The sequence below is a fragment of the Bifidobacterium sp. UTBIF-78 genome, assembly GCF_006408945.1.
Classification (GTDB): Bacteria; Actinomycetota; Actinomycetes; order Actinomycetales; family Bifidobacteriaceae; genus Bifidobacterium; species Bifidobacterium myosotis.
In genome coordinates this window covers 1-22,109 of record NZ_JFAO01000024.1, presented here as the reverse complement: position 1 = coordinate 22,109, position 22,109 = coordinate 1, and the positions used below count along the sequence as shown (strand labels likewise).

Annotated in this window: 19 protein-coding genes, 1 tRNA gene and 2 pseudogenes; 14 read left to right on the top strand and 8 right to left on the bottom strand. The window is 61.3% G+C overall.

Features of this window, described 5'->3' with window-relative positions:
- Nucleotides 1-22: 22 nt before the first annotated feature.
- The 7 genes from BG22_RS06430 to BG22_RS06400 all read right to left on the bottom strand — a co-directional run bounded on the left by BG22_RS06430 (nucleotide 23) and on the right by BG22_RS06400 (nucleotide 8,308).
- Nucleotides 23-1,723 carry an ABC transporter substrate-binding protein gene (locus tag BG22_RS06430; protein ID WP_258186246.1) on the bottom strand — a complete coding sequence of 567 codons (1,701 nt, stop codon included), beginning with the start codon at nucleotides 1,721-1,723 and terminating at the stop codon, nucleotides 23-25.
- A gap of 216 nt (nucleotides 1,724-1,939) precedes the next feature.
- Nucleotides 1,940-2,608 carry an endonuclease III gene (gene nth / locus BG22_RS06425; protein ID WP_140494220.1) on the bottom strand — a complete coding sequence of 223 codons (669 nt, stop codon included), beginning with the start codon at nucleotides 2,606-2,608 and terminating at the stop codon, nucleotides 1,940-1,942.
- A 23-nt stretch (nucleotides 2,609-2,631) separates the two neighbouring features.
- The gene (locus BG22_RS06420) at nucleotides 2,632-3,420 is read right to left on the bottom strand and encodes a response regulator transcription factor (protein WP_181163419.1); all 789 of its coding nucleotides are present in this window, start codon (nucleotides 3,418-3,420) and stop codon (nucleotides 2,632-2,634) included.
- A 233-nt stretch (nucleotides 3,421-3,653) separates the two neighbouring features.
- Entirely contained in the window at nucleotides 3,654-4,358 is a 705-nt protein-coding gene (locus tag BG22_RS06415) for a hypothetical protein (protein WP_140494216.1), read from the bottom strand.
- A gap of 128 nt (nucleotides 4,359-4,486) precedes the next feature.
- Complete coding sequence (locus BG22_RS06410; RefSeq protein WP_140494214.1) at nucleotides 4,487-5,065, bottom strand: manganese efflux pump MntP family protein; 579 nt, start codon at nucleotides 5,063-5,065, stop codon at nucleotides 4,487-4,489.
- Between the two features lie 393 nt (nucleotides 5,066-5,458).
- On the bottom strand, nucleotides 5,459-5,953 hold the full coding sequence (locus BG22_RS06405) for an inorganic diphosphatase (protein ID WP_044089378.1): 495 nt from the start codon (nucleotides 5,951-5,953) through the stop codon (nucleotides 5,459-5,461).
- A gap of 72 nt (nucleotides 5,954-6,025) precedes the next feature.
- Nucleotides 6,026-8,308, bottom strand: a complete 2,283-nt coding sequence (locus BG22_RS06400) for an alpha-1,4-glucan--maltose-1-phosphate maltosyltransferase (protein WP_140494212.1) — start codon at nucleotides 8,306-8,308, stop codon at nucleotides 6,026-6,028.
- 362 nt (nucleotides 8,309-8,670) lie between these two features.
- Here BG22_RS06400 and BG22_RS06395 point away from each other — a divergent pair, with 362 nt between their 5' ends.
- The 3 genes from BG22_RS06395 (at nucleotide 8,671) to brnA (ending at nucleotide 10,760) form a co-directional block, all read left to right on the top strand.
- Nucleotides 8,671-10,068, top strand: coding sequence for a hypothetical protein (locus BG22_RS06395; protein WP_140494210.1), 1,398 nt, complete (start codon nucleotides 8,671-8,673; stop codon nucleotides 10,066-10,068).
- A gap of 148 nt (nucleotides 10,069-10,216) precedes the next feature.
- Nucleotides 10,217-10,489, top strand: a complete 273-nt coding sequence (locus tag BG22_RS06390; protein ID WP_140494208.1) for a BrnT family toxin — start codon at nucleotides 10,217-10,219, stop codon at nucleotides 10,487-10,489.
- Nucleotides 10,490-10,526: 37 nt separating this feature from the next.
- On the top strand, nucleotides 10,527-10,760 hold the full coding sequence (brnA, locus tag BG22_RS06385; protein WP_140494240.1) for a type II toxin-antitoxin system BrnA family antitoxin: 234 nt from the start codon (nucleotides 10,527-10,529) through the stop codon (nucleotides 10,758-10,760).
- Nucleotides 10,761-11,240: 480 nt separating this feature from the next.
- On the opposite strand, the gene BG22_RS06375 is transcribed toward brnA, so the two are convergent.
- Nucleotides 11,241-11,317, bottom strand: a tRNA-Met gene (locus tag BG22_RS06375).
- A 431-nt stretch (nucleotides 11,318-11,748) separates the two neighbouring features.
- Here BG22_RS06375 and metA point away from each other — a divergent pair.
- The 11 genes and pseudogenes from metA to nucS all read left to right on the top strand — a co-directional run.
- Nucleotides 11,749-12,786, top strand: coding sequence for a homoserine O-succinyltransferase (gene metA, locus BG22_RS06370; protein ID WP_094666655.1), 1,038 nt, complete (start codon nucleotides 11,749-11,751; stop codon nucleotides 12,784-12,786).
- 441 nt (nucleotides 12,787-13,227) lie between these two features.
- Nucleotides 13,228-14,037, top strand: coding sequence for a F0F1 ATP synthase subunit A (atpB, locus tag BG22_RS06365; RefSeq protein ID WP_140494206.1), 810 nt, complete (start codon nucleotides 13,228-13,230; stop codon nucleotides 14,035-14,037).
- A gap of 156 nt (nucleotides 14,038-14,193) precedes the next feature.
- Nucleotides 14,194-14,424, top strand: a complete 231-nt coding sequence (gene atpE, locus BG22_RS06360; protein WP_033890625.1) for an ATP synthase F0 subunit C — start codon at nucleotides 14,194-14,196, stop codon at nucleotides 14,422-14,424.
- A 190-nt stretch (nucleotides 14,425-14,614) separates the two neighbouring features.
- On the top strand, nucleotides 14,615-15,136 hold the full coding sequence (locus tag BG22_RS06355; RefSeq protein ID WP_094666657.1) for a F0F1 ATP synthase subunit B: 522 nt from the start codon (nucleotides 14,615-14,617) through the stop codon (nucleotides 15,134-15,136).
- A gap of 46 nt (nucleotides 15,137-15,182) precedes the next feature.
- Entirely contained in the window at nucleotides 15,183-16,013 is an 831-nt protein-coding gene (locus tag BG22_RS06350) for a F0F1 ATP synthase subunit delta (protein ID WP_094666658.1), read from the top strand.
- 108 nt (nucleotides 16,014-16,121) lie between these two features.
- Nucleotides 16,122-17,750, top strand: a complete 1,629-nt coding sequence (atpA, locus tag BG22_RS06345; protein WP_140494204.1) for a F0F1 ATP synthase subunit alpha — start codon at nucleotides 16,122-16,124, stop codon at nucleotides 17,748-17,750.
- 3 nt (nucleotides 17,751-17,753) lie between these two features.
- Nucleotides 17,754-18,671, top strand: a complete 918-nt coding sequence (locus BG22_RS06340; protein ID WP_140494202.1) for a F0F1 ATP synthase subunit gamma — start codon at nucleotides 17,754-17,756, stop codon at nucleotides 18,669-18,671.
- Between the two features lie 9 nt (nucleotides 18,672-18,680).
- Nucleotides 18,681-20,168 carry a F0F1 ATP synthase subunit beta gene (atpD, locus tag BG22_RS06335; protein ID WP_094666661.1) on the top strand — a complete coding sequence of 496 codons (1,488 nt, stop codon included), beginning with the start codon at nucleotides 18,681-18,683 and terminating at the stop codon, nucleotides 20,166-20,168.
- Complete coding sequence (locus tag BG22_RS06330) at nucleotides 20,168-20,467, top strand: F0F1 ATP synthase subunit epsilon (RefSeq protein ID WP_094666662.1); 300 nt, start codon at nucleotides 20,168-20,170, stop codon at nucleotides 20,465-20,467. Before atpD ends, BG22_RS06330 begins: the two co-directional genes overlap by 1 nt.
- Before the next feature lie 546 nt (nucleotides 20,468-21,013).
- Nucleotides 21,014-21,259, top strand: a pseudogene (locus BG22_RS11480) (endonuclease); the annotation flags it as partial.
- Nucleotides 21,260-21,364: 105 nt separating this feature from the next.
- A pseudogene (nucS, locus tag BG22_RS11475) lies at nucleotides 21,365-21,861 on the top strand (endonuclease NucS); the annotation flags it as partial.
- Nucleotides 21,862-22,109 lie beyond the last annotated feature (248 nt).

Genomic DNA, 22,109 nt, shown 5'->3' with positions numbered 1-22,109 from the left:
ATGACAAGGCGCATGATTCCGCCTATCCCATCCGCACCTCGGCCAGCGGCAGCCGCTGATCCACCATCGCGGTCGGATATCCGGCCAGGCTGGCCCTTGCGGCTGTGAAGCAGACCCGCGTGTACAGCCAATCGGCGGCCGCGTCCTCGCTGAGCGCTCGCGCATACGTTTTCATCCGGGCCGCATAGTCCGTCTCATTCGTGGCCGCACGGGCCGAGGCGTACGCCTGCTGCGCCTCGGCATCGTCATAATGGAATATGGAATCGGTGTCCACGAACATGCCGGCATCATCCGTGCCGTTCATGCTCAGAATCGTCATCTCCCATGTGCCCGCCTGAATCCGGGCCGCATAATCGGCGTCGGGAAGCACCTCCAGATTCACGCGCGGGCGTGCTCCCTGTTCGATCTGATTCTTGATGGTCTCCGCCACGGACCGCCATCGCTCGGTGACCACCAGATTCACCGTGGTCAGGTACTCGTCGCCGAAATACGCGAGCATCGACTGTGCCTTGACGGTGTCGTAGGGGAATAGGCCGGTCAGGTCCTCGTATCCCGGCTCCATGGCGCTGATCGGCCCGCCGAGCGCGCCGCCCGAGTCCTGCTGCGAGGCGGCGATCCCGGTCGCGTCGATCTGATGACGGAACGCCTTGCGTACCTGCTCGTCCGAAAGCAGCGAATCGTTGCCGTGATTGTACGCCAGCAGCACCTTGGATGTGGTCGCGCCGGTGCTGACGGTCACCTTGCCGCCGGTGCCGTCCGACTGCCCGCCCGACTGCCCTTCCGACTGTGCGCCCTGCCGCAACGTGGTCGCGACGTCGGCGCCCAATCCCGGCGCCCAGTCGATCGCGCCACTGCGCACGGCTTGGGCCAGCGCGTCATCGTCATCGTATGCGGTGATGGTCACGGCCGCGCTCGCCGCCAACGTGCCGTGGTAGGCGCCGTTACGCTTGAGCGTCAGCGACCGTCCGGGGCGGAATCCGTCCACGATGAACGGCCCGGAACCGGCGGACTGCGTCGCGTAATCGATGCCGACGCCCTCGGCATCGAACACCGCGCCAAGCGGACCGGCCAGCGCGCGCGGCAGCGTGGGATTCGGTTGTCCCAGTGCGATGACCACGGTGTGGGCGTCCGGATTGGTCACCGACCGCAGGTCGCCGAGCGCATCCACGCCGCTGGCCTTGGCGACGACCGACTGCTGCATGGACCAGACCACGTCCGTGGCGTCGAGCGTGTGCCCGTTCGAGAACGTGGCGCCGTTCGCGATGGTGAACGTATAGGTGAGTCCGTCCTCGGACACCGTCCAGCCCGTGGCCAGACCGGGTTTGAGCTGATTGTGCTGGTCCGTGGTGACCAGCGTCTCGTAGACGTTGCCGATGAGCAGTCGTTCGGCCGAGGGGACCGTATCGAGTGCGGTGACGTCGGCGGAGCTGCCCAACTGATTGGTTGCGCCGGTCGTACCGTTCTCGCCGGCCGTGCTGGCCGCGGCGGCGAACGGGCGGATATCCAACGACTCCGGCACATCGGTGACGCCGACCTTCACCGTGCCATCGGTTGAGGATGCGGCGGCACCGCCGAAACCCGGCCACGCGATGCGATGATGTAGCACCGACCAGCCGCCCCAGACGAGTGCGCTGAGCAAGGCGACCATCCCCAGGAACACGCCCCACTGGACCCATGCGTGGACCCATGCGCCATGCCGTTCGCTCCGTCTGCCTTGTTGCATGGGCCCAAGTCTAACCGGTGCCGCTGATGGCGCGCGGCTGATGACGCGCATGGCCGGCGGTTGTTTCAGACATCCCGAATTATCGGCTCGCGGGGCGGAATCGGTTCCGGTACGGGAACGGCCACGCCCCGGCAGTAGCGGTCATCGGTGGCAGTCACCACTGCCGGGGCTGGAAGTGTGTACGCCATCTTGGCCTTCGCCGCCAAGGGCTAATCGCTACGAGGCTGTGGGCTCGAAGCTTGGACAGGTATCGGCGAGCGGGCAGTGGCCGCAGTCGGGCTTGCGGGCGTGGCAGATGGCGCGTCCGAACAGGATGAGCCGGTGACTCAGATCGGTCCATTCCTCAGGCGGAAAACACGCGGTGATCTCCTTCTCGACCTTCACCGGATCGGACTTCGCGACCCGCCAGTCCGTGCGCCAGCGCAGGCGCCCGGTCACACGCATCACATGCGTATCCACCGGGAATCCGGGAATGCCGAAGGCGTTGCCGAGCACGACGTTCGCGGTTTTTCGCCCCACGCCGGGCAGGCTCGTCAGCTCCTCCATCGTGTGCGGCACATCGCCGTTGAACCGCTCGTCCAATGCGGCGGCCAGTCCGAGGAGATGCTGCGTTTTCGACCGGTAGAAACCGAGCGGATGGATGATATCCTCCACTTGGGCCGGATTGGCGTTGGCCAGCGCAGCCGCGGTGGGATAGGTGGCGAACAGTTCCGGGGTGACGGTGTTGACCCGTTTGTCCGTGGTCTGGGCGCTCAGCACCGTGGCGATCAGCAGTTGCAGCGGCGTTGAGAAATGGAGCGCGCATTTCGGTGCCGGAATCACCTGGCGCAGGATGTCGTATTCATCATGCATGCGTGCGATTCGCGCGGTTTTGGATTCTCGCATGAGTGCCTTGCGAAGACGCGGAATCAGGCGGCTGCGTTGAGGTCAGGGGTGTCGCCGGCATCGATGGAACCTGCGCGGGATGAGGCGGACTGTGCGGCCTGCTTGGCCGCCGCCGTGCCACGGTCGTTCTCCGGCGGGTCGAATCGGTAACCCACGTTGCGCACTGTGCCGATGAGATGCTCGTATTCGCCGCCGAGCTTGGCGCGCAGACGACGGATGTGCACATCCACCGTGCGGGTGCCGCCGTAGTAGTCGTAGCCCCACACTTCCTGCAGCAGTTGTGCACGGGTGAACACGCGGCCCGGATGCTGGACCAGATACTTGAGCAGCTCGAATTCCTTGTAGGCCAGATCGATGGGCCGGCCGTGCAGCGATGCGGTGTATCCGTTGGTGTCCACGATGAGGTCGCCGGAGCGAATCTGCCCGTCCTCCACGGTGGTGCCATCGTCGGATGCGGCTCCCGCGGGCGCGGCGGCCGGCGCGTTTCCACGTTCGGAGACCAAACGCAGGCGACCTTCCACCTCGGCCGGGGAGGCGGTGGTCACCACCACATCGGCGATGCCCCACTGCGAATTGACCACGGTGAAACCGCCCTCGGTAAGCACCAGCACAATCGGTGTGGACAGGCCGGAGGCGTGGATGAGACGGCACAACGTTTTGGCGGTGGCCAGATCGTCGCGCGCGTCCAGGAAGAGAATCGTGTTCTCCGGCATCTTCACCAGGCTCGCCGCATCCATCGGCAGAACGCGCACGCGGTGGGAGAGCAACGCTAGCGACGGCAGAACCGTGGCGGGGTCGCTGGCGAATGTCATCAACGTAAGATCCGTCACGCTAATTCCCCCTCTGATGAATCCGCGGTGCACGCCGTGGGTGTGATCAATCGTTACGATCGTGGGACCGGCGGGTTGAAGCCGCTACCGTCACGTTGTCTTTCATTGTACGCTCGCGTCTTGGACACATGAATGGCAACGGTACGGAATATGAACAGCGAACGGATTCGTGTCGGATGCGCGCCGCATGGCGACCGACGGGCGCTATACGAAGGTCAGGCGAGGATACGCGTGAGCAGCAGGGTGGCGGCGGCGATGGTCACGCCCATGAGCATCACCGGCAGCAGACCGGTGCCGATCCAAGGGTGACGGATGGTCGGGTCCGGATCGGCGTCGCGCACCCACAGTGTGGAGGCCACGGCCAGCGCCAGCGCCAGCGCCACCATCACGATGATGGTGACCGTGCCGACGAGGGAATCCTTGAGCAGCAGGGCACCCAGATTCGGCAGGAAACACCAGCCCGCCACTGCGATTGCAGCCACGCCCGACGTGACGGCATGGGAGAGCGCGCGGATGAGATGGGAGCGGTTCTCGCGGGCCATCTGGCGGGCGAAGGACAGAATCACCAGCACCACCAGCAGCAGGCCGACGGCCAATGCCCAGGAGTACCAGGGCAGGGCGTTGCCGTCCGGAGTGGACTGGTCGGCCGGTGCCTTGCCGGAAGGGAAGGGCACCACGACGAAAAGCAGTGAAACCACGCCGAACACCAGCGTTGCCGCACGATCCAGTGTGGTGCCGCGGAATGGCCAGAACAGCACGAACTGACTGAGCACCAGCGCCGAAATGATCAGCGGAATCGCCGGCAGCGGACCGGGGGAGGGGATGGCCGTGGCCGCGATGAGCAGTGCATAGGCTGTGAACTGGATCAGCAGCATGCCCAATGCCTTGTTCTTCCAGTTCGGTTGGGTGATTTCGCTCATGTACAGCCTCTCAGTCGGGAAACGTCTCATAACATCCTACTTCGTGCAGAGGAACGTGCCGGGACACGGTAGGACTTACACGGTGGGACTTGAGCAGTAGGTGCGCAGTAGGACTTACGGGAGCGCGGTCAGAATGCGATGATGCCCATGTGCTCGAGCAGCACCTTGACGCCGATGAGGATGAGCACCACGCCACCGGCGATTTGCGCGGGCTTCTGCCAGCGGGCGCCGAACGCGCGTCCGATGTACAGGCCGGCTGCGGAGAACAGGCCGGTGACGATGCCGATGGAGGCGATGGCGAAGACCATGTTGGTCTTCATGAACGCCAGACTCACTCCCACTGCGAAGGCGTCAATACTGCATGCGACGGCCAGCGGGAGCATATGCTTCCAGTCGAATTGCGCGGTTTCGCGGGCGTTTTCCTCGTCCTCCTCGAATGCTTCGTGGATCATGTTGCCGCCGATGAAGACGAGCAGTCCGAAGATGATCCAATGATCGAACGAGGTCACGTACGAGCTAAAGGTGGAGGCCGCGAAATAGCCAAGCACCGGGAACAATGCTTGGAATCCGCCGAACCACAGAGCGGTTTTGACGGCGTCCCGATAACGGACGCGAGTGACGGTCAGGCCTTTGCCGATGGATACTGCAAACGCGTCCATGGCGACGGAAACGGAAATCAACAGCGTTTGAATAATGATCGAAATCATGGTGTGAAGAAGGTTCATCGCCGGATGCACCCATGCGATGGGCCTCGACCAGCGTTCCCACACGCCGCCTACGCCTAATTGAAAAGACAAGGCGCAAGTATACAGCAAGAGGCCCCCGAAGGAGCCTCTTGCTAGGTTTTAGCAGAAGGAAGAAATCACTTCTGAGAATTGATCAGACGCTCACGCGCCTCAGCGATTTCCTTCTCGGCGACGGTCCTGCAATTATGGACGGCCTTTGGCCGGCTCAATATTGGCTCAGACGCTGTCGCGTCTTCGCACGTGGCCGCCGCGAAGCCCACCGGGCTTCGCTGAAGGAGATCACTTCGCCGCGCGCGTTTCACGCGCCTTCGCGGCGTAGCCGCTCACCTCGGCTAGTGACAGTCCACTGGACTGTCACTTAGACGCCTCGGCCAGACGCTCACGCGCCTCAGCGATTTCCTTCTCGGCCACGTCCGCACCGGTCCAGTAGTCGCCGGGCTTGACTTCCTTGCCGGGCTCGAGGGCCTTGTACTGCTCGAAGAAGTGCTTGATCTCGGCGAGGTGGTACTCGTTGACATCCTTGACGTCCTTGACGCCGTCGTAGCGGACATCGGCCGGCACGCACAGCACCTTGTCGTCGCCGCCCTCTTCGTCCTCCATGTGGTACAGACCGACGGCGCGGCACTCGATGACGCAGCCCGGGAACACGGAGTTGGTGACCATCACGAGGGCGTCCAGCGGATCGCCGTCCTCGCCCAGGGTGCCCTCGATGTAGCCGTAGTCATCCGGGTAGCCCATGGCGGTGAACAGCTCGCGGTCCAAGAAGACGCGGCCGGTCTCCTGATCGACTTCGTACTTGTTCTTGGAACCGCGCGGAATCTCCACCACGACGTTGAAGGTCTCTGCCATTGTTATCTCCTTAGGGAATCGGCAAACTATTCGTTACACACACTACTACTTGTGGCGACGAGTCCGGAACCGTCACTGCACGGTCAGGACGTGAGCCACATCCGCCCACGGCGCGAGCGAGACGAAGTTGTCCCAGCCCCACTGGAATTCGCGGCCGGTCAGCTCGTCGCGCACGTTGAGCGGACGGTCGGTGGGCAGACCGAGCTTGTCGAGATCCAGATGGACCATCGCCTGATGCGCGTCGTGACCATCGAGGTTGACCACCACGATGAGCGTGTCCGCCTGACCGGTGCCGGTCAGATCGGCCGGCGTATGACGGGCGAAGGCCAGGATGTTCGGATCGGAGGTCTCCAGAACGGTGAGGTTGTGGTAGCTCAGCGCGGCCGGGTGGGAGCGGCGGATCTTGTTCAGCGCGGTGAGCATCTTGGCAACGCCGTACTTCTTGGCCTTGTCCCAATCACGGACCTTGACCTCGTACTTCTCGTTGTCGATCTGCTCCTCGAAGCCCGGACGCTGCTTGTTCTCCAGCAGCTCGAAGCCGTTGTAGATGCCCCACGACGGCGAACCCATGGCGGCCAGCACCGCGCGCACGCAGTGGCCGGCGATGCCGTTGTCGCGCACGTAGGCGGTGAGGATGTCCGGCGTGGTGGGCCAGAAGGTGTTGTGCTGGTAGTATCCGTCGTCGCCGTTGGTGACGGGCAGGTACTCGGCCAGCTCCTCCTTGGTGTTGCGCCAGGGGAAGTAGCAGTGGGACTGCGTGAAGCCCACGTAGCTCAGCGCGCGCATCATGCCCGGACGGGTGAACGCCTCGGCCAGGAACAGCACCTCCGGGTGACGCTTGGTCACGGCGGCGATCACGTCCTGCCAGAAGCGGACCGGCTTGGTGTGCGGGTTATCGATGCGGAAAATGGTCACGCCCGCGTCGATCCACAGGTTGAGGACGCGCTCGACCTCCTTCTCGATGCCGGGCATATCCGTGTTGAAGTCGATCGGGTAGATGTCCTGATACTTCTTCGGCGGGTTCTCGGCGAACGCGATGGTGCCGTCCGGCTTGTGACGGAACCATTCCGGGTGCTGCTTGACCCACGGGTGGTCGGGCGAGCACTGGAGCGCGAAGTCCAGAGCGATCTCCAAGCCAAGCTCATGCGCGCGCTGGCACAGGGCCTTGAAGTCGTCCATGGTGCCGAGCAGCGGATCCACGGTGTCGTGGCCACCCAGTTCGGAACCGATGCCGAACGGCGAGCCCGGGTCGTCCGGACCGGCGACCAGCGTGTTGTTGCGGCCCTTACGGTTGGTTACGCCGATGGGGAAGATCGGCGGCAGGTAGACGATGTCGAAGCCTTCGGCCTTGGCGCGTTCGAGACCGCTGATCGAAGTCTTCAGGGTGCCCTGCGTGATCTTGCCGGTCTGCGGGTCGCGGGTGGCGCCTTCGGAGCGCGGGAAGAACTGGTACCAGGCCGCGAAGCTGGACTTCGGGCGCTCGACCTTGAAGCGCTGCGGCTGGCTGGCGGACAGTCCGTCGCGCAGCGGGTGGGTTTCGTGCAGGGCGGCGATCTCCGGGTTGTCGCCGGCGGCCAGGCGCTCCTTCGGGCTCAGCTCCTTGTTGGCCATGGTCTCGGCGGCCTGCTCAAGCACCTTGCGGTCCTTGGCGGTGATGCCGGATTCCTTGGTCAGGGCCCAGCGTGCGAGCAGTTCGGCGCCGGAGTTGAGGGCGTTCTCCACGTCGTCCTCGACCTTCACCTTGATGCGGGCGTCGTGCAGCCACGAGGTGTAGGTGTCTTCCCAGCCTTCGACGGTGACGGTCCAGATGCCCAGCTGGCGCTTGACGGCCGCGTAGCCGTCCTCCCAGGGCTTGAGGTCGCTGTGTTCGCCGCACTTGAGGTTGACTTCCCAGCGGTCGAGGCCGGGGTTCGTGCAGGTCATCGGCAGACGCATGGTCTCGCGGCCGCGCGGGTTGCGCACGACGGCGGTGGCACCCACCTTGGTGCGGCCCTCGATGAACACCTGGGCGGTCACCTTGAACGGTTCGCCGATCTCCACGCGGGCCGGATAGGTGCCGCGCTCCTCGCCGGGGGTGACGTCCATGATGTTGATGCGGCCGAATTCGCCGGGTTCCTTGACCTCGATGACGGGCGCGGGGGCCTCGACCACCAGCCCGTTCAGGGCCTCGTTCATGCGGCGCGTTTCGGGGTCAACCCGTTTGCGCTTGGTGGTGGGCTTGGAGGCGGCGGTCTTGGACGTCTTGGAAGCGGACTTGGTGGTCTTGGCGGCGGAGGTCGCCTTTGACTTCCGGGACGTGGTGTCGGAGTTATCGGAATTGCGCTGAGCGCTTTGTAATACTGCCATAATGCCCATTCTAGGGGGGTGCGCGCGATTTTCGGTATTTCGCGTGCATTGTGGATAACTTTCATGTAAACGTTCGATAAACAGTGTGATGTGGATAACTCGGAGGGGGATGTTATCCACAACTCGCCGGTCGGCGCCAAGCTGGAACCACATTGGTGTGGAGACGTGGCTTTGGCCGGTGAAACCTGACAAGCTCGAACCTACCCGCACGCGAGGAAGCGTGCGGGGCCACATAAATCAAAAGGAATCAACGAAACCAACAAATAACGAATCGCGCGAATTGCGCGGATCGTGCGAATCGCGAGGATCACGCGGATCCACGATCGGCGAGATCGAGAAATCGGCGCGATCGAAGAGAAAGGACCACCGAGATGTTCACCCACTGGATGCCAGCCCAATGGCGGCGACGGAGCATAGCCGCACTCATCACACTCCTCACCCTGACCCTGCTACTCGCACTCATCATCACCCCAACCCCCTCCCACGCCGATTCTTCTTCTCCAAATGAGTGTGCTAAATCAATAGAATCTGACAATACGGTTGAGCCTGATTTGTCTGATAAGAGTGAAGATGCAGTTCCAGCCCCCATTGCCATGGGCCCTTATATTTCCCCAATTGTTTCTACACGAGTGAAGGACAAAGCTGTCGACTCAGAATCGCCGATTATTGATGAGGTGACTAGTGATCTATTAAATTCAGATATCGGTTGGCCTGTAGGTCTGGAACTACGAGCAAGTGGTTATTACTTCGAGGGTATTGAAAGCAATAATCTTGGGACGATTATTTCCCCTGAAACTGGAGAGAGTACATCAGATTTCCTTGCTCGTTTGGCAATTGAAGGGTATGTGCCGGCTGCGTATGGGGAGGCTTGTTTTACCAGCGCTGGTCAAACTGTCGAGGCACAAGCTATGACGGAGCTCGGAGGGACAAAACCATATTTTGCTCGGAAATACGGCGATTTTGGTACGTGGGTCTGGGCGTTTGAGCGTAGTCGGCAAAGTGCTAAAGCTCAAGAATATCTAGAAAAGGATTGGACAAGCTCCTTTATGGATGATGAAGAAACTAATTCAATTCGTGCGCCAATTGAAGTAACTTCTGAAGTGTCGGAGCATATTGTCGAAGTTGGTGCGAGTCTGAATGATACGATTACTGTTTCTGGTTTTCCTGAAGACCATGGAGCATTTGCAGGGAATGGTGAATATGGTTTTGGGGCAGATGAGCCGTATGCGCAGATAAGCGTATGGTGGGCAGGTGACCCGGATAATCCGGCGAATGATGCGATGTATGAGCCTTCTGGTTCTGGAATTCCCGAGGAAGATCAGAACCATGAATTAGTGACTCAATGGAATGTGCGTGCCGTTAATGGGACTTACTCTCTTGACAAGGGGCGAGTAGATGGAAGTGAGACCCCAGTTAGTGTAATTGCCAAGAAGCATGGTTGGTATGTATTCGTATGGTCGTTTAAGGGCGATGACAGGGCAATGCCAGTATCCAGCAGTTATGATGATCCCGCAGAACGAGTTTTTGTGGTTGAGCCGGAAGTGGAGGAGGAGCCGGAAGAACCACGAGAAGAGATAGAGGAACCTGAGGAACCAGACAAAGAGGAACCTGAAGATGAGGAGATAGAGGAGACGGTTCAGAAGACGGTGGCTGGTCCGAAGCAGCTTGGCAAGACGGGTTCGGGGGTGTTGCTGGTGACCGGTATCGGTGTGGCGGTTCTTTCGGTGGGCGCCATAATGCTGGCGGTCATCAAGCGTCGGAGCCTATAGGCGCCAATCGGAAGTGAGTCTGTTTCTCGGGGGTGCTATCTGTTTGGGTGACTCCCGAGAAGCTCACTTCAGTCATTGACTGCGTTTTGATGTGTTTTAGGCATCATTTTGATGAAAATATGATGTAACATTATTGATGGGATACTTGATGGAATTCGAGTACGATCCAGAGAAAAGCAAGAGCAACCTTGCCAAGCACGGCATCGATTTCGATGAGGCGCAGCGGTTATGGGATAACTCCAAAACGGTGGCCCTCGTTGCTGCCCATGCGGGTAATGACGCGGTTCGGTACTTGGTCCTCGGCATGAATGACGGAAAGCGCTGGACTGCCATTACTACGAGGCGTGGCAAAAGGATCCGTATTATATCAGTGCGTCGTTCACGTAAGAACGAGGAGGCGATCTATGACCAATACGAGTAATCCCGGCCGTGAGGTCACTGGCAGGAAGCTCGATGAGATGTTCGATGCGGGCGAAGACGTTCTTGACTACTTTGACATGGAACATGCCGTTGTCGAGCACCATCCGCCGCTGGAGAAACGGGTCACCTTCACCATGCCGGCCTGGATGGTCAGTGCGTTGGACGAAGAAGCGAGCGAATTGGCGATTAGCCGAAACGCCGTGGTGAATACATGGATTGCCGAGCGGCTGCGTCGTGCCCATCGTCGTTCGTCGTCTTCCAATCAGGAGTGACAATGATACGTAATGTGGCTGGAATCCCGGTGATTCCAGCCACATTGTTGCCGCTGTGCGCCAGAGGGTGAAGTATGGTCTGACGGCTTTCCGAATAGGTTCGGGAAAACCGTTCTTCCTACGAGGCTCGTATCGAATCGTCTATTCGAAAATCGTGACCCAATTGGGGTCGCGATGGGCGGCGAAGCACATGGAAATTTGTTCGGTGTTGTTTTTCTCCTCGGCAAGCTTTGGTAGGTCGCCCTCGGAGAAATAGCAGGTTTCCGTGGTCTCGATATTGGGCTCAAACTGTCCGCCAACACGCGTGCACAGGACGAATATCTTGCAAACTCCATAGGCGTACGGTGGCAGATTGTGCTTGGCCCGGTCCTAGTTCCGACGCCGGTCAATGGGGATCAACCCGGATTATCGGGAATCGTGGGGTAAATTCTGGTGAAACGAAAAATGGCTAGGAACCTTACGATTCCTAGCCATTTGCATTGGTAGCGGGGACAGGATTTGAACCTGTGACCTCTGGGTTATGAGCCCAGCGAGCTACCGAGCTGCTCCACCCCGCGACGGCTTGTCTTTCAGACAGCTCTATCTAATTTACTCAGGGACCTGTGAAAGTCAATTCACGGCGTGTCGCCTTTTGTCAGGCCGGTAGCTTTTGTGCGTGCGGGTCGTGCATTGCTGATTATCCGGCGCGGAGTTGGAGTGGCGTTCCTTCGCGGCTTCGAATGCATCGAGTCCGAGGGCGTGAAGTGAGACGCGAGAGGGAGCGACACAAGGCGTCTCCAAATGCATCGAGCCGATGGCTCCTCGTGCAATGCCGCGGCCCTGGAGGTTCCGAACGCATCGTGCACCATAACGTCGTAGCAACGTCGTAGCGCATCATGACTCCCGCATCGCGTCCATAGCGCGCCATAACGCGAATCTATGCCCCCTATATATGCCGAACGCAACCCCTATGCATGCGACATATCCGCGGGGCGGCCATAATGAAGACATGCCTATCAAGATCCCCAGCGGCCTGCCGGCCCGAGACATCCTCGATTCGGAGCGCATCTTTGCCCTCGAGAAGCCCGAGGCGGAGCGTCAGCGTGTCCGCCCGCTCAAGCTGGTGATCCTGAATCTGATGCCCAAGAAGATCGAGACTGAGACCCAGCTGCTGCGTCTCATCTCGAAGAGCCCGCTGCAGGTCGAGGTCGACTTCATGAAGACCTCCACGCACGAGAGCACGCACGTATCCGCCGACCATCTGGTCAAGTTCTACGAGACGCTCGACGCCTTCAAGGACAACTACTACGACGGTTTCGTGGTCACCGGCGCGCCGGTCGAGCACCTCGCCTTCGAGGAGGTGGATTACTGGGACGAGTTCAAGACCATCCTCGACTGGGCGTCCTCCCATGTGTTCTCCACCATGTACCTCTGCTGGGGCGCCATGGGCGCGCTCTATTACCGTTACGGCGTGCGCAAGGTCGATTATCCGCAGAAGATCTTCGGCGTCTTCCCGCAGTATCTGCAGGACGAGTACTGCTTCCTGACCAACGGCTTCGACGAGATCGCCCTTCAGCCGCACTCGCGTCTGGCCGGCGTGAATGAGGCTGATGTCGCGCTGAAGCATGATCTTCAGGTGCTCACTTGGGGGCCGAAGTCCGGTCCCGGTCTGATTGCGACCCGCGACTTCTCCGAGGTGTTCGCCCTCGGCCATTGGGAATACGGCAAGTACACGCTCGCCGAGGAGTACGAGCGTGATATGGCCAAGGGGCTGACCAATGTGCCGTTCCCGAAGAACTACTTCCCGCATGACGACCCAACCCTCGAGCCGCTGTTCAGCTGGCGCGCCCACGGCAACCTGCTGTGGCGCAACTGGCTCAACTGGGTCTACCAGACCACGCCCTATGACCTCTCGGAGGTGCCGCAGCTGCGCGCCGAGAAGAAGCTCGGTACCGACCGCTCGATTCGTCATGAGCCGGGCAGTCCGCGCAACGACGGCTTCGGCCCGTTCCTGCATGACGGCTATGGGGTGATTCGCGGGGAGTGATGCCGGCGCCGGCGGGTGGGCAGCTGACTGTCCGCGAACGGTCCAAGCCGGTCCACGCCGGTCCGCGAACAGGTCCGCACCTGTCCGCGAGATGGTCGCCCCGTTCGCTGTCCGGACACTATGGTGTCCACGATTCGGACAACGAAATGAGCGAAATACGTCACACCAAGTGGAACTGTCGAATAGTGCAATGGCAAATTGCCAAGTCGTAAAACCCTTATGGCAGTAGGGCTCCCGGGCGACACGCCAAAGCCGCCGCCGCTTTGTCCGGTCACAGGCAAATAATCTCTCTCAGTCATTCGGAGTCGAATGCCCAGCGCCGACTCTCAGTCCCCGCTTAGCAGACCCCGAAGCGGAAGACGAAAGTAACCGCTGCGTCACATTCGCCGTTTTCGCTGGTCTAAACTGACACCTGACATTGAAGAAGCAGGAGGCGAGAGAATGAACGAAGCCCTTGTGAACGGGCTGGCCTTGGCCGCTGATGGGCCGGATTTCCCGACCGTCAATGATTTCCTTCTTCCTGAAATCATTTTCCCCGGGACTCCCTTCGCGATGGACCGCATCATCATGGTGCGCGTCATCGCCACGGTTATCATGCTGATCATTCTGGGGATTTCCGCAGCGCGCGCCAAGCTGATTCCCGGCCGTTGGCAGGGTGCCATCGAATGGGTGATCGAGTTCGTGCGCGATCAGATCGTCTATCAGGTGATGGGCCGTGAACGTGGCCGTCGCTATCTGCCGATGATCACCACGATGTTCTTCACCATTCTGGTGTTCAACCTGTGCGGCATCATCCCCGGTTTCAATATCGCCGCCACCGCCACGATCACGATGCCGCTGGTGTTCGCCGGCTGGTGCTTCTGCCAGTACTGGATCGCCGGCATCCGTGAGAAGGGCCTCGGCGGCTTCCTGAAGGACGAACTCTTCCCGAAGGGCGTGCCGGTCCCGATCTACATCCTGCTCACGCCGATTCAGATTCTCGAGCTGTTGGTGATTCGCCCGGTCTCCCTGACCCTGCGACTCTTCGCCAACATGGTCGCCGGCCACATCACCGTGGCCGTCTGCCTCGCAGCCACGCAGTGGTTCCTCATCGAGATTCCGAACAAGCTATGGTCCATCCTTGGCGTTGGCACGCTGGCCGCCGGCCTGATCATGACGCTCTTCGAGATCATGGTCGCCGCGCTGCAAGCCTTCATCTTCGCCATGCTGACCACCGCATACATCAACATGAGCTACCCGGAGTCCGAGTGATCGGCACCGGCCGGTCCCCGAACTCCCGTAAGCCCGTACCGCCGGCCATCCGGTAGCCGGAAGACGCGGCGGTACCCGTGCAACACAACAAGACTTCCCTTCCCAATCATTCCAAGATTTCCTTCGTATCGAAGAAAAACCAGAAAGGAACAACCCATGGATATCATCACCCTCGCTGAGGTCGCTGGTAATCTCAACGCAATCGGTTACGGCCTTGCCGCCATCGGCCCTGGCATTGGTCTGGGCATCCTGATCGGTAAGACCATCGAAGGCACCGCTCGCCAGCCTGAGCTCGGCGGCCGTCTGCAGACCCTGATGTTCCTGGGTCTGGCCTTCGTCGAGATTCTGGCCCTCCTCGGTCTGGTCGCCGGCTTCATCTTCCAGTGATTGAGGCCCGTGCCGCCGTATTGAGGCCGCGCTGACGCGTCTTAGGTCAATCGGGACGCGCGGAATCGTGGATTCAAGCCACAGCCCGCGACACCGCAATGGACGCTAAGACTCAGGACGGAAGCGCCGGACCGCACGGCAGCCGGGATAACGCAATCAACGGAAGCGAAGCAAAGAAAGGAGAACGATAATGACTTTCGCTGAAGAGGGCGGCATCGCCCTGTTCATCCCCAAGGTCTACGACATCGTTTGGTCGCTGATCATTCTGGCGATCATCGCGGTGTTCTTCTACAAGTTCTTCATGCCGAAGTTCCAGGCCGTGTTCGATGAGCGTACCGCCAAGATCGAGGGCGGCATCGCCAAGGCACAGCAGGACCAGAAGGACGCGGCCGAGGCCAAGGCCAAGTACGAGGCCCAGCTGAGCAACGCCCGCGTGGAAGCCGCCAAGATTCGTGACGACGCCCGCGCCGAGGCCTCCCACATCGTCGCCGACGCCCGCGTGCGCGCCGAGGCTGAGGCGGCCCAGATCACCGCCAACGCCCAGCGTTCGCTGGAATCCCAGCAGCAGCAGGCCATGGTCTCGCTCAAGGGCGAGGTCGGTGCGCTTGCCACCGCGCTGGCCGGCAAGATCCTGGGAGCCAAGCTGCAGGACAGCGACGTGCAGTCTTCGATGATTGACGCCATGATCAGTGATCTGGACGCCAAGAAGTGACCGTGAACGTCGTCAGGAACATTCGTAACCAGAAAGGGAGGTGACCATGCGAGGAGAGGCATCCCGTATTGCAGACCGCGAGTCGCGTGACTCGCTGGCCCCGAAGCTGCGTGACACCCGTGAGGATGCATGGCGAATCGGCAACGAACTGTTCAAGATCACCGGTGTGCTCGATCGCAACATCTCGTTGGAACGCGCACTGACGGATCCCTCCAGGCCCGTGGCCGACAAGGTCGCGGTCCTCAACGAACTGTTCCAGGGCAACGCCCATCCGATGACCGTCGAGATCATGACCGATTTGGTCTCCCGTCGTTGGAGCCGCGCCCGAGACATCGCCAACGCGGTGGAGGATTTCGGTGTGGACGCCATGATGTACTACGCCGACGCCACCGATGCCACGCTGCAGGTGTCCATCGAGCTCTCCCAGCTGCACTCCGCGCTGCTCACCCTGCCGGTCGTGCGCGCCAAGCTGTATGACGATCAGGCCACCAGCGAGGCCCGCGTGAAGCTGTTCCGCGAGGTCTTCGACGGCAAGGGCCTGAACAAGATCACCATGCGACTTGCCGAGCACGCGACCTGCAATCTGCGCCGCCGCCGTTATCTGGAGACCATCCAGTGGCTGATCAACAAGTTCTCCCGTCACATGGGCGAATCGATGGTCACCGTGACCACCGCCACCCCGCTGACGAATGAACAGGTCAAGCGCTTGACCGACATCTATTCGGCGAAGGCCGGGCGCCCGGTCCACATCAATTCGGTGGTGGATCCGAGCGTGCTGGGCGGCATGCGCATCCAGGTGGGCGACGAGGTCACGGATAACACCGTGGTCGCGCAGCTGCAGAACCTCAACCGCACCGTGAAAGCGGGCAGCAACTAACTGGGCGGCACCCCTCGCGCTCCCGTCGCAAACAACGGCGGACGCGACGCCACTCAGCGGAACACAAGCAAAGACTTGACTGAACAATAACCAATAGAAGGAGTGATCATGGCAGAACTGACCATCGATCCCGCCTCGATTCGCAAGGCCTTGGACGACTTCGTGTCGTCCTACCAGCCGAGCGACACCCCCACTCAGGAAGTGGGATATGTCGCCACGGCCGGTGATGGCATTGCCCACGTGACGGGGTTGCCTGGTTGCATGGCCAATGAGCTGCTGACGTTCGAAGACGGCACGCTCGGCCTGGCGTTCAACCTTGACGCCCGTGAAATCGGCGTGGTGATTCTCGGCGATTTCGCTGGAATCGAGGAAGGCCAGGAAGTGCGCCGCACCGGCGAAGTGCTCTCCGTGCCTGTCGGCGATGGCTACCTCGGCCGCGTCGTGGACCCGCTGGGCAAGCCGATCGACGGCCTCGGCGAGATCAAGAGCGAAGGCCGCCGCATCCTCGAAGCCCAGGCTCCGGACGTGATGCACCGCCATCCGGTCGACGAACCGCTGTCCACCGGTCTCAAGGCCATCGACGCGATGACCCCGATCGGCCGCGGCCAGCGCCAGCTCATCATCGGCGACCGCCAGACCGGTAAGACCGCCATCGCGATCGATACCATCATCAACCAGAAGGCCAACTGGGAATCCGGCGACCCGAAGAAGCAGGTGCGCTGCATCTACGTGGCCGTGGGCCAGAAGGGCTCCACCATCGCCTCGGTGAAGCAGAGCCTCGAGGACGCCGGCGCCATGGAGTACACCACCATCGTGGCCTCCCCGGCTTCCGATTCCGCAGGCTTCAAGTACATCGCCCCGTACACCGGCTCGGCCATCGGCCAGCACTGGATGTACAACGGCAAGCATGTGCTCATCGTCTTCGACGACCTGTCGAAGCAGGCCGAAGCCTACCGTTCGATCTCGCTGCTGCTCCGCCGCCCGCCGGGGCGCGAGGCCTACCCGGGTGATGTGTTCTACCTGCACTCCCGTCTGCTCGAACGCTGCGCCAAGGTCTCCGATGATCTCGGCGGCGGCTCGATGACGGGTCTGCCGATCGTCGAGACGAAGGCGAACGACGTGTCCGCCTACATCCCGACCAACGTGATCTCCATCACCGACGGTCAGATCTTCCTGCAGTCCGATCTGTTCAACGCCAACCAGCGTCCTGCCGTGGACGTCGGTATCTCCGTCTCCCGAGTCGGTGGCGCCGCACAGACCAAGGCGCTCAAGAAGGTCTCCGGCACGCTGAAGATCTCCCTGGCGCAGTACCGCTCGCTGGAATCCTTCGCCATGTTCGCCTCCGATCTGGATGCGGCGTCCAAGGCCCAGCTGACCCGTGGTGCTCACCTGACCGAGCTGTTGAAGCAGCCGCAGTTCCACCCGTACTCCATGGAGCAGGAAGTCGTGTCCGTCTGGACCGGCACCCATGGCAAGCTCGATGACCTCGAGCTGGCAGATGTGCTTCCGTTCGAGCAGGGTCTGCTGGACTACCTCGACCACAACACCGATATCCTCAAGACCATCCGTGAGACCGAGGACTTCACTGCCGACACCGAGGCTGCCCTCGCCAAGGCCGTGGACGCCTTCCGTGCCACCTTCGTCACCTCCGCCGGCAAGCCGCTGGTCGAGAAGAAGCCTGACATCTCGAAGGCCGCTCCGGTCGAGCAGGAAAAGATCGTGGCGGGAGAGAAGTAAGCCATGGGCTCGCAACTCGCATTGAAATCACGCATCCACTCCACCGAGTCGTTGGAGAAGATCTTCAACGCCCAGGAGATGATCGCGTCTTCGCACATCGCCAAGGCCCGTGACGTGGCCCTGAACGCGAAGCCGTACACCGATGCGATTTTCGATGCCGTGCAAGCGTTGGTGGCGCATACCCATATCACGCATCCGATCGCGGTGAAGGACGAGAACAACCCGCGCGTGGCTGTTCTCGCCCTCACCTCGGATCGTGGCATGGCCGGCCCGTACACCTCTTCGATCATCCGTGAAACGGAGTCGCTGCTGGCCCGCCTTGAGGCCGAAGGCAAGCAGCCGGAGCTGTTCGTGTACGGGCGTCGTGGTTCGACGTACTACAAGTACCGCAACCGCGACGTCGCGGCCACATGGGAGGGCGACACCGATCAGCCCGGCGTGGAAATCGCTGAGACCATCTCCAAGACGCTGATGGACGCCTACATGAAGCCGGCGGAGAAGGGTGGAGTCTCCGAGCTCTACATCGTCTACACCGAGTTCATCAACATGGTGGTCCAGAAGGTGCGCGTGCTGCGCATGCTGCCCGTGGAGATCGTCGAGAACGAGGCCAAGGTCCCGGACCCGGAGAACGAGCCGGCGGCGGATGTCTCCCCGCTGTACGCCTTCGAGCCGAGCTTGGAAGAGGTGCTGGATGCCATTCTGCCGAAGTACATCCAGTCCCGCATCCACGAATGCCTGCTGACCGCTGCGGCCTCCGAGACCGCAAGCCGTCAGAACGCCATGCACACGGCAACGGACAACGCACGCAATCTGGTCGATGACCTCACCCGCAAGCTCAACGCTTCGCGTCAGGCATCGATCACTCAGGAACTTACCGAAATCATCGGCAGCGCGGACGCGCTGAACACAAAGGAAGAGTAGGAAAGCACTATGGCTGAGAATCAGACCACTGTGGCTTCCGAGACCAACGGCGAGCCGATTCACGGTCGCGTCACCCGAGTCCAGGGTTCGGTTATCGACGTTGAGTTCCCGGTCGGCCATATGCCCGACATCTACAACGCCCTTCATGTGACCATCGTCAACACGGGCGCCAAGGAGGAAGGCGAGGCCAAGTCGACCGAGATCACCCTCGAGGTCGAACAGCACCTTGGCGACTCCACCGTGCGCTGCGTGGCGTTGAAGCCGACCGATGGCCTGGTGCGCGGCGCCGCCGTGTACGACACCGGCGCCCCGATCTCCGTGCCGGTCGGCGATGTGACCAAGGGTCACGTCTTCGACGTGTCCGGCAACATCCTCAACAAGAAGCCGGATGAGAAGATCACCGTCACCGAGCGCTGGCCCATCCACCGCAACCCGCCGGCCTTCGATCAGCTGGAGTCCAAGACCCAGATGTTCGAGACGGGCATCAAGGTCATCGATTTGCTGACCCCGTACGTGCAGGGCGGCAAGATCGGTCTGTTCGGTGGTGCAGGCGTGGGCAAGACCGTGCTGATTCAGGAGATGATTCAGCGTGTGGCGCAGAACCACGGCGGCGTGTCCGTGTTCGCCGGCGTTGGTGAGCGTACCCGTGAGGGTAACGATCTGATCGGCGAGATGGACGAGGCCGGCGTGCTTGAGAAGACCGCCCTGGTCTTCGGCCAGATGGATGAGCAGCCGGGTACCCGTCTGCGCGTGCCGCTGACCGCACTGACCATGGCCGAGTACTTCCGTGACGTGCAGAACCAGGACGTGCTGCTGTTCATCGACAACATCTTCCGCTTCACGCAGGCCGGTTCCGAGGTGTCCACGCTGCTGGGCCGTATGCCTTCCGCCGTGGGTTACCAGCCGAACCTGGCCGATGAGATGGGTGCTCTGCAGGAGCGCATCACCTCCACGCGAGGCCACTCCATCACCTCGCTGCAGGCCATCTACGTGCCGGCCGATGATTACACCGACCCGGCCCCGGCCACGACCTTCGCCCACCTCGACGCCACCACCGAGCTTTCGCGTGACATCGCCTCCAAGGGTATCTACCCGGCAGTGGACCCGCTGAGCTCCACCTCGCGAATCCTCGATCCGCGTTACGTGGGCCAGGCCCACTACGAGTGCGCCAACCGCGTCAAGGCGATTCTGCAGCGTAACAAGGAGCTGCAGGACATCATCGCCCTGATCGGTATCGACGAGCTCTCCGAAGAGGACAAGACCACCGTGAACCGTGCTCGTCGCATCGAGCAGTTCCTCGGCCAGAACTTCTACGTGGCCGAGAAGTTCACCGGTCGTCCGGGCTCCTACGTGCCGGCCGACGAGACCATCGAGGCCTTCACCCGCATCTGTGACGGCGTGTATGACGACGTTCCTGAGCAGGCGTTCTCCGGCATCGGCGGCATCGACGACCTCGAGGAGAAGTGGCACAACATGCAGAAGGAACTGGGTGAGTGATGGCTGAATCGGAAAAGACCACGATGAAGGTGAACATCGTCGCCGCCGACCATCCCGTATGGCACGGCGAGGCCACCAGCGTGACCATTCCCGCCTCCGAAGGCGGCATGGGCATCCTGCCGAGCCATGAGCCGGTGCTCACGGTGATCAAGCAGGGTACGCTCACCGTGGTCGAGCCCGATGGCGATCGCCATATGTTCGAGGTGACCGATGGATTCATCTCCTTCGACTCGAACAAGCTCACCGTGGCGGTCGAACGCGGCCACGACGTGCAATACTCCGGGCCGGATGCGGCCTGAGGCCTGAAGTCTGAGGCCTGATTGGTCCTTATCGGGTCAGGGCCGCCGCCCATAACAGGCTGGAGCCGGATGCTTCGGTCTGTTATGGGCGGCGGAACCGGGTGCTGTAGGCAATCCTTCAAGGCTCCCTTCGGATTATCCGGAGGGAGCCTTTTGCTGTCTCTATGGCCGTACGGGCCGTACAGGCGGACTGCACAGACTGCACGGACCGACCGCGCGGGCCGCACAGATCACTACCTACTGGTCCGTCTCACTAATCATTGAGCACTGCACTCCCTGTGTCTCTCCAGTCAGCTCTGCTGCCAGCCCGTCCTGCAATTAAGGACGCATTGCGTGCGCGGCACGCTGGTTCGCTTATCGGCTCGCACGTTGCCTGCAAACAGCTCTGCTGTTTTTGCTTCACGGCAACGGCCCGTCAGAGGGGCCAACGCCACTTAAACAATTACGAGATAGACCGTTACTATGTCCTGAAATCCGTAGCATCCGGAACATCATCGGATACGCATCGCCGCGTGGTTGTTGGACGCCGCCGTTACAGTGGTGGCCATGCGAATCATTGTTGCCGACTGCTCGGCCGAATACTCCGGCCGCCTCAACGCCTCGTTGCCGCTGGCCAAGCGCGTGCTGCTCATCAAGGCCGACTCCAGCCTGCTCATCTTCTCCGAACTGGGCTCGTACAAGCCGCTCAACTGGATGACGGCACCCTGCACGATTCGTGAGATCACGCCGGAGCTGGCGGTCGCCAACGTGGATGGTTCGGCGACTACAGAGGATGCAGCTAGCGATATCGCCGCAGACGCCGGCTCCGTGCCTGGAGGTATCTCTGGCATCGCTGCGGACGCCGGCTCCGTGATTGAGGATATCTCTGGCATTGCTGCCGCTGATGCTGTCACCGATGCGGCCACCCCTGAGAAGGTATTGCGCGTCACGGCTGACAAGAGCTCGGATGTGCTCGAGGTGACCCTGCAGCACATCTATTCGGACCAGACCTTCGATCTCGGCCTCGATCCCGGGCTCGTCAAGGACGGTGTGGAAGACCACCTGCAGCGGTATCTCGCCGAGCAGATCGAGCGTATCGGCAAGGGCGCGAAACTGGTCCGTCGTGAATACCCCACCGCCATCGGCCCCGTGGACATCATGGCCATCAACGCCGACGGGAACATGTGGCGGTGGAGATCAAGCGCCACGGCGGCATCGACGGCGTCGAGCAGCTGACCCGATACTGCGAACTGCTCAACCGTGATCCGCTGCTGGCCCCGGTCCACGGCATCTTCGCCGCGCAGACCATCACCCCGCAGGCCCAGGTACTGGCCAAGGACCGTGGCTTTACCTGCCTCATCCTTGATTATGACGATATGAAGGGCACCGAGGACGACTCCCTCCGTCTCTTCTGAGCCGTCTCTTCTGAGGTGAAGGCCTCTTGAGACGAAAGCCTTCTGCGACCAAGGCTTCTGAGACGAAAGTCTTCTGGGACTCAGGCCGTGCCTGTCCCCACTGAATGCTGAATACCGCCGGGGCACGTCCCAGCGTCGTTCCCCGGCCAAGCTTTGGCTCATTCGCGTCGCTCCAGGCGTGGAAACGGGACGAAACGTAAGTCAGCGACGACCTTATGTTACGTTTCGTCCCACTTTGACATAGGGGG

Excerpts from the sequence above, each read along its gene's own strand:
- BG22_RS06400 (WP_140494212.1), bottom strand. The coding sequence starts at position 8,308 with ATGGGCATTATGGCAGTATTACAAAGCGCTCAGCGCAATTCCGATAAC.
- BG22_RS06410 (WP_140494214.1), bottom strand. The coding sequence starts at position 5,065 with ATGATTTCGATCATTATTCAAACGCTGTTGATTTCCGTTTCCGTCGCC.
- BG22_RS06340 (WP_140494202.1), top strand. The coding sequence starts at position 17,754 with ATGGGCTCGCAACTCGCATTGAAATCACGCATCCACTCCACCGAGTCG.
- BG22_RS06390 (WP_140494208.1), top strand. The coding sequence starts at position 10,217 with ATGGAATTCGAGTACGATCCAGAGAAAAGCAAGAGCAACCTTGCCAAG.
- BG22_RS06395 (WP_140494210.1), top strand. The coding sequence starts at position 8,671 with ATGTTCACCCACTGGATGCCAGCCCAATGGCGGCGACGGAGCATAGCC.
- brnA (WP_140494240.1), top strand. The coding sequence starts at position 10,527 with ATGTTCGATGCGGGCGAAGACGTTCTTGACTACTTTGACATGGAACAT.
- BG22_RS06430 (WP_258186246.1), bottom strand. The coding sequence starts at position 1,723 with ATGCAACAAGGCAGACGGAGCGAACGGCATGGCGCATGGGTCCACGCA.
- BG22_RS06355 (WP_094666657.1), top strand. The coding sequence starts at position 14,615 with ATGACTTTCGCTGAAGAGGGCGGCATCGCCCTGTTCATCCCCAAGGTC.
- BG22_RS06330 (WP_094666662.1), top strand. The coding sequence starts at position 20,168 with ATGGCTGAATCGGAAAAGACCACGATGAAGGTGAACATCGTCGCCGCC.
- atpD (WP_094666661.1), top strand. The coding sequence starts at position 18,681 with ATGGCTGAGAATCAGACCACTGTGGCTTCCGAGACCAACGGCGAGCCG.
- BG22_RS06405 (WP_044089378.1), bottom strand. The coding sequence starts at position 5,953 with ATGGCAGAGACCTTCAACGTCGTGGTGGAGATTCCGCGCGGTTCCAAG.
- atpB (WP_140494206.1), top strand. The coding sequence starts at position 13,228 with ATGAACGAAGCCCTTGTGAACGGGCTGGCCTTGGCCGCTGATGGGCCG.
- BG22_RS06350 (WP_094666658.1), top strand. The coding sequence starts at position 15,183 with ATGCGAGGAGAGGCATCCCGTATTGCAGACCGCGAGTCGCGTGACTCG.
- metA (WP_094666655.1), top strand. The coding sequence starts at position 11,749 with ATGCCTATCAAGATCCCCAGCGGCCTGCCGGCCCGAGACATCCTCGAT.
- BG22_RS06420 (WP_181163419.1), bottom strand. The coding sequence starts at position 3,420 with ATGACATTCGCCAGCGACCCCGCCACGGTTCTGCCGTCGCTAGCGTTG.
- nth (WP_140494220.1), bottom strand. The coding sequence starts at position 2,608 with ATGCGAGAATCCAAAACCGCGCGAATCGCACGCATGCATGATGAATAC.
- atpA (WP_140494204.1), top strand. The coding sequence starts at position 16,122 with ATGGCAGAACTGACCATCGATCCCGCCTCGATTCGCAAGGCCTTGGAC.
- atpE (WP_033890625.1), top strand. The coding sequence starts at position 14,194 with ATGGATATCATCACCCTCGCTGAGGTCGCTGGTAATCTCAACGCAATC.
- BG22_RS06415 (WP_140494216.1), bottom strand. The coding sequence starts at position 4,358 with ATGAGCGAAATCACCCAACCGAACTGGAAGAACAAGGCATTGGGCATG.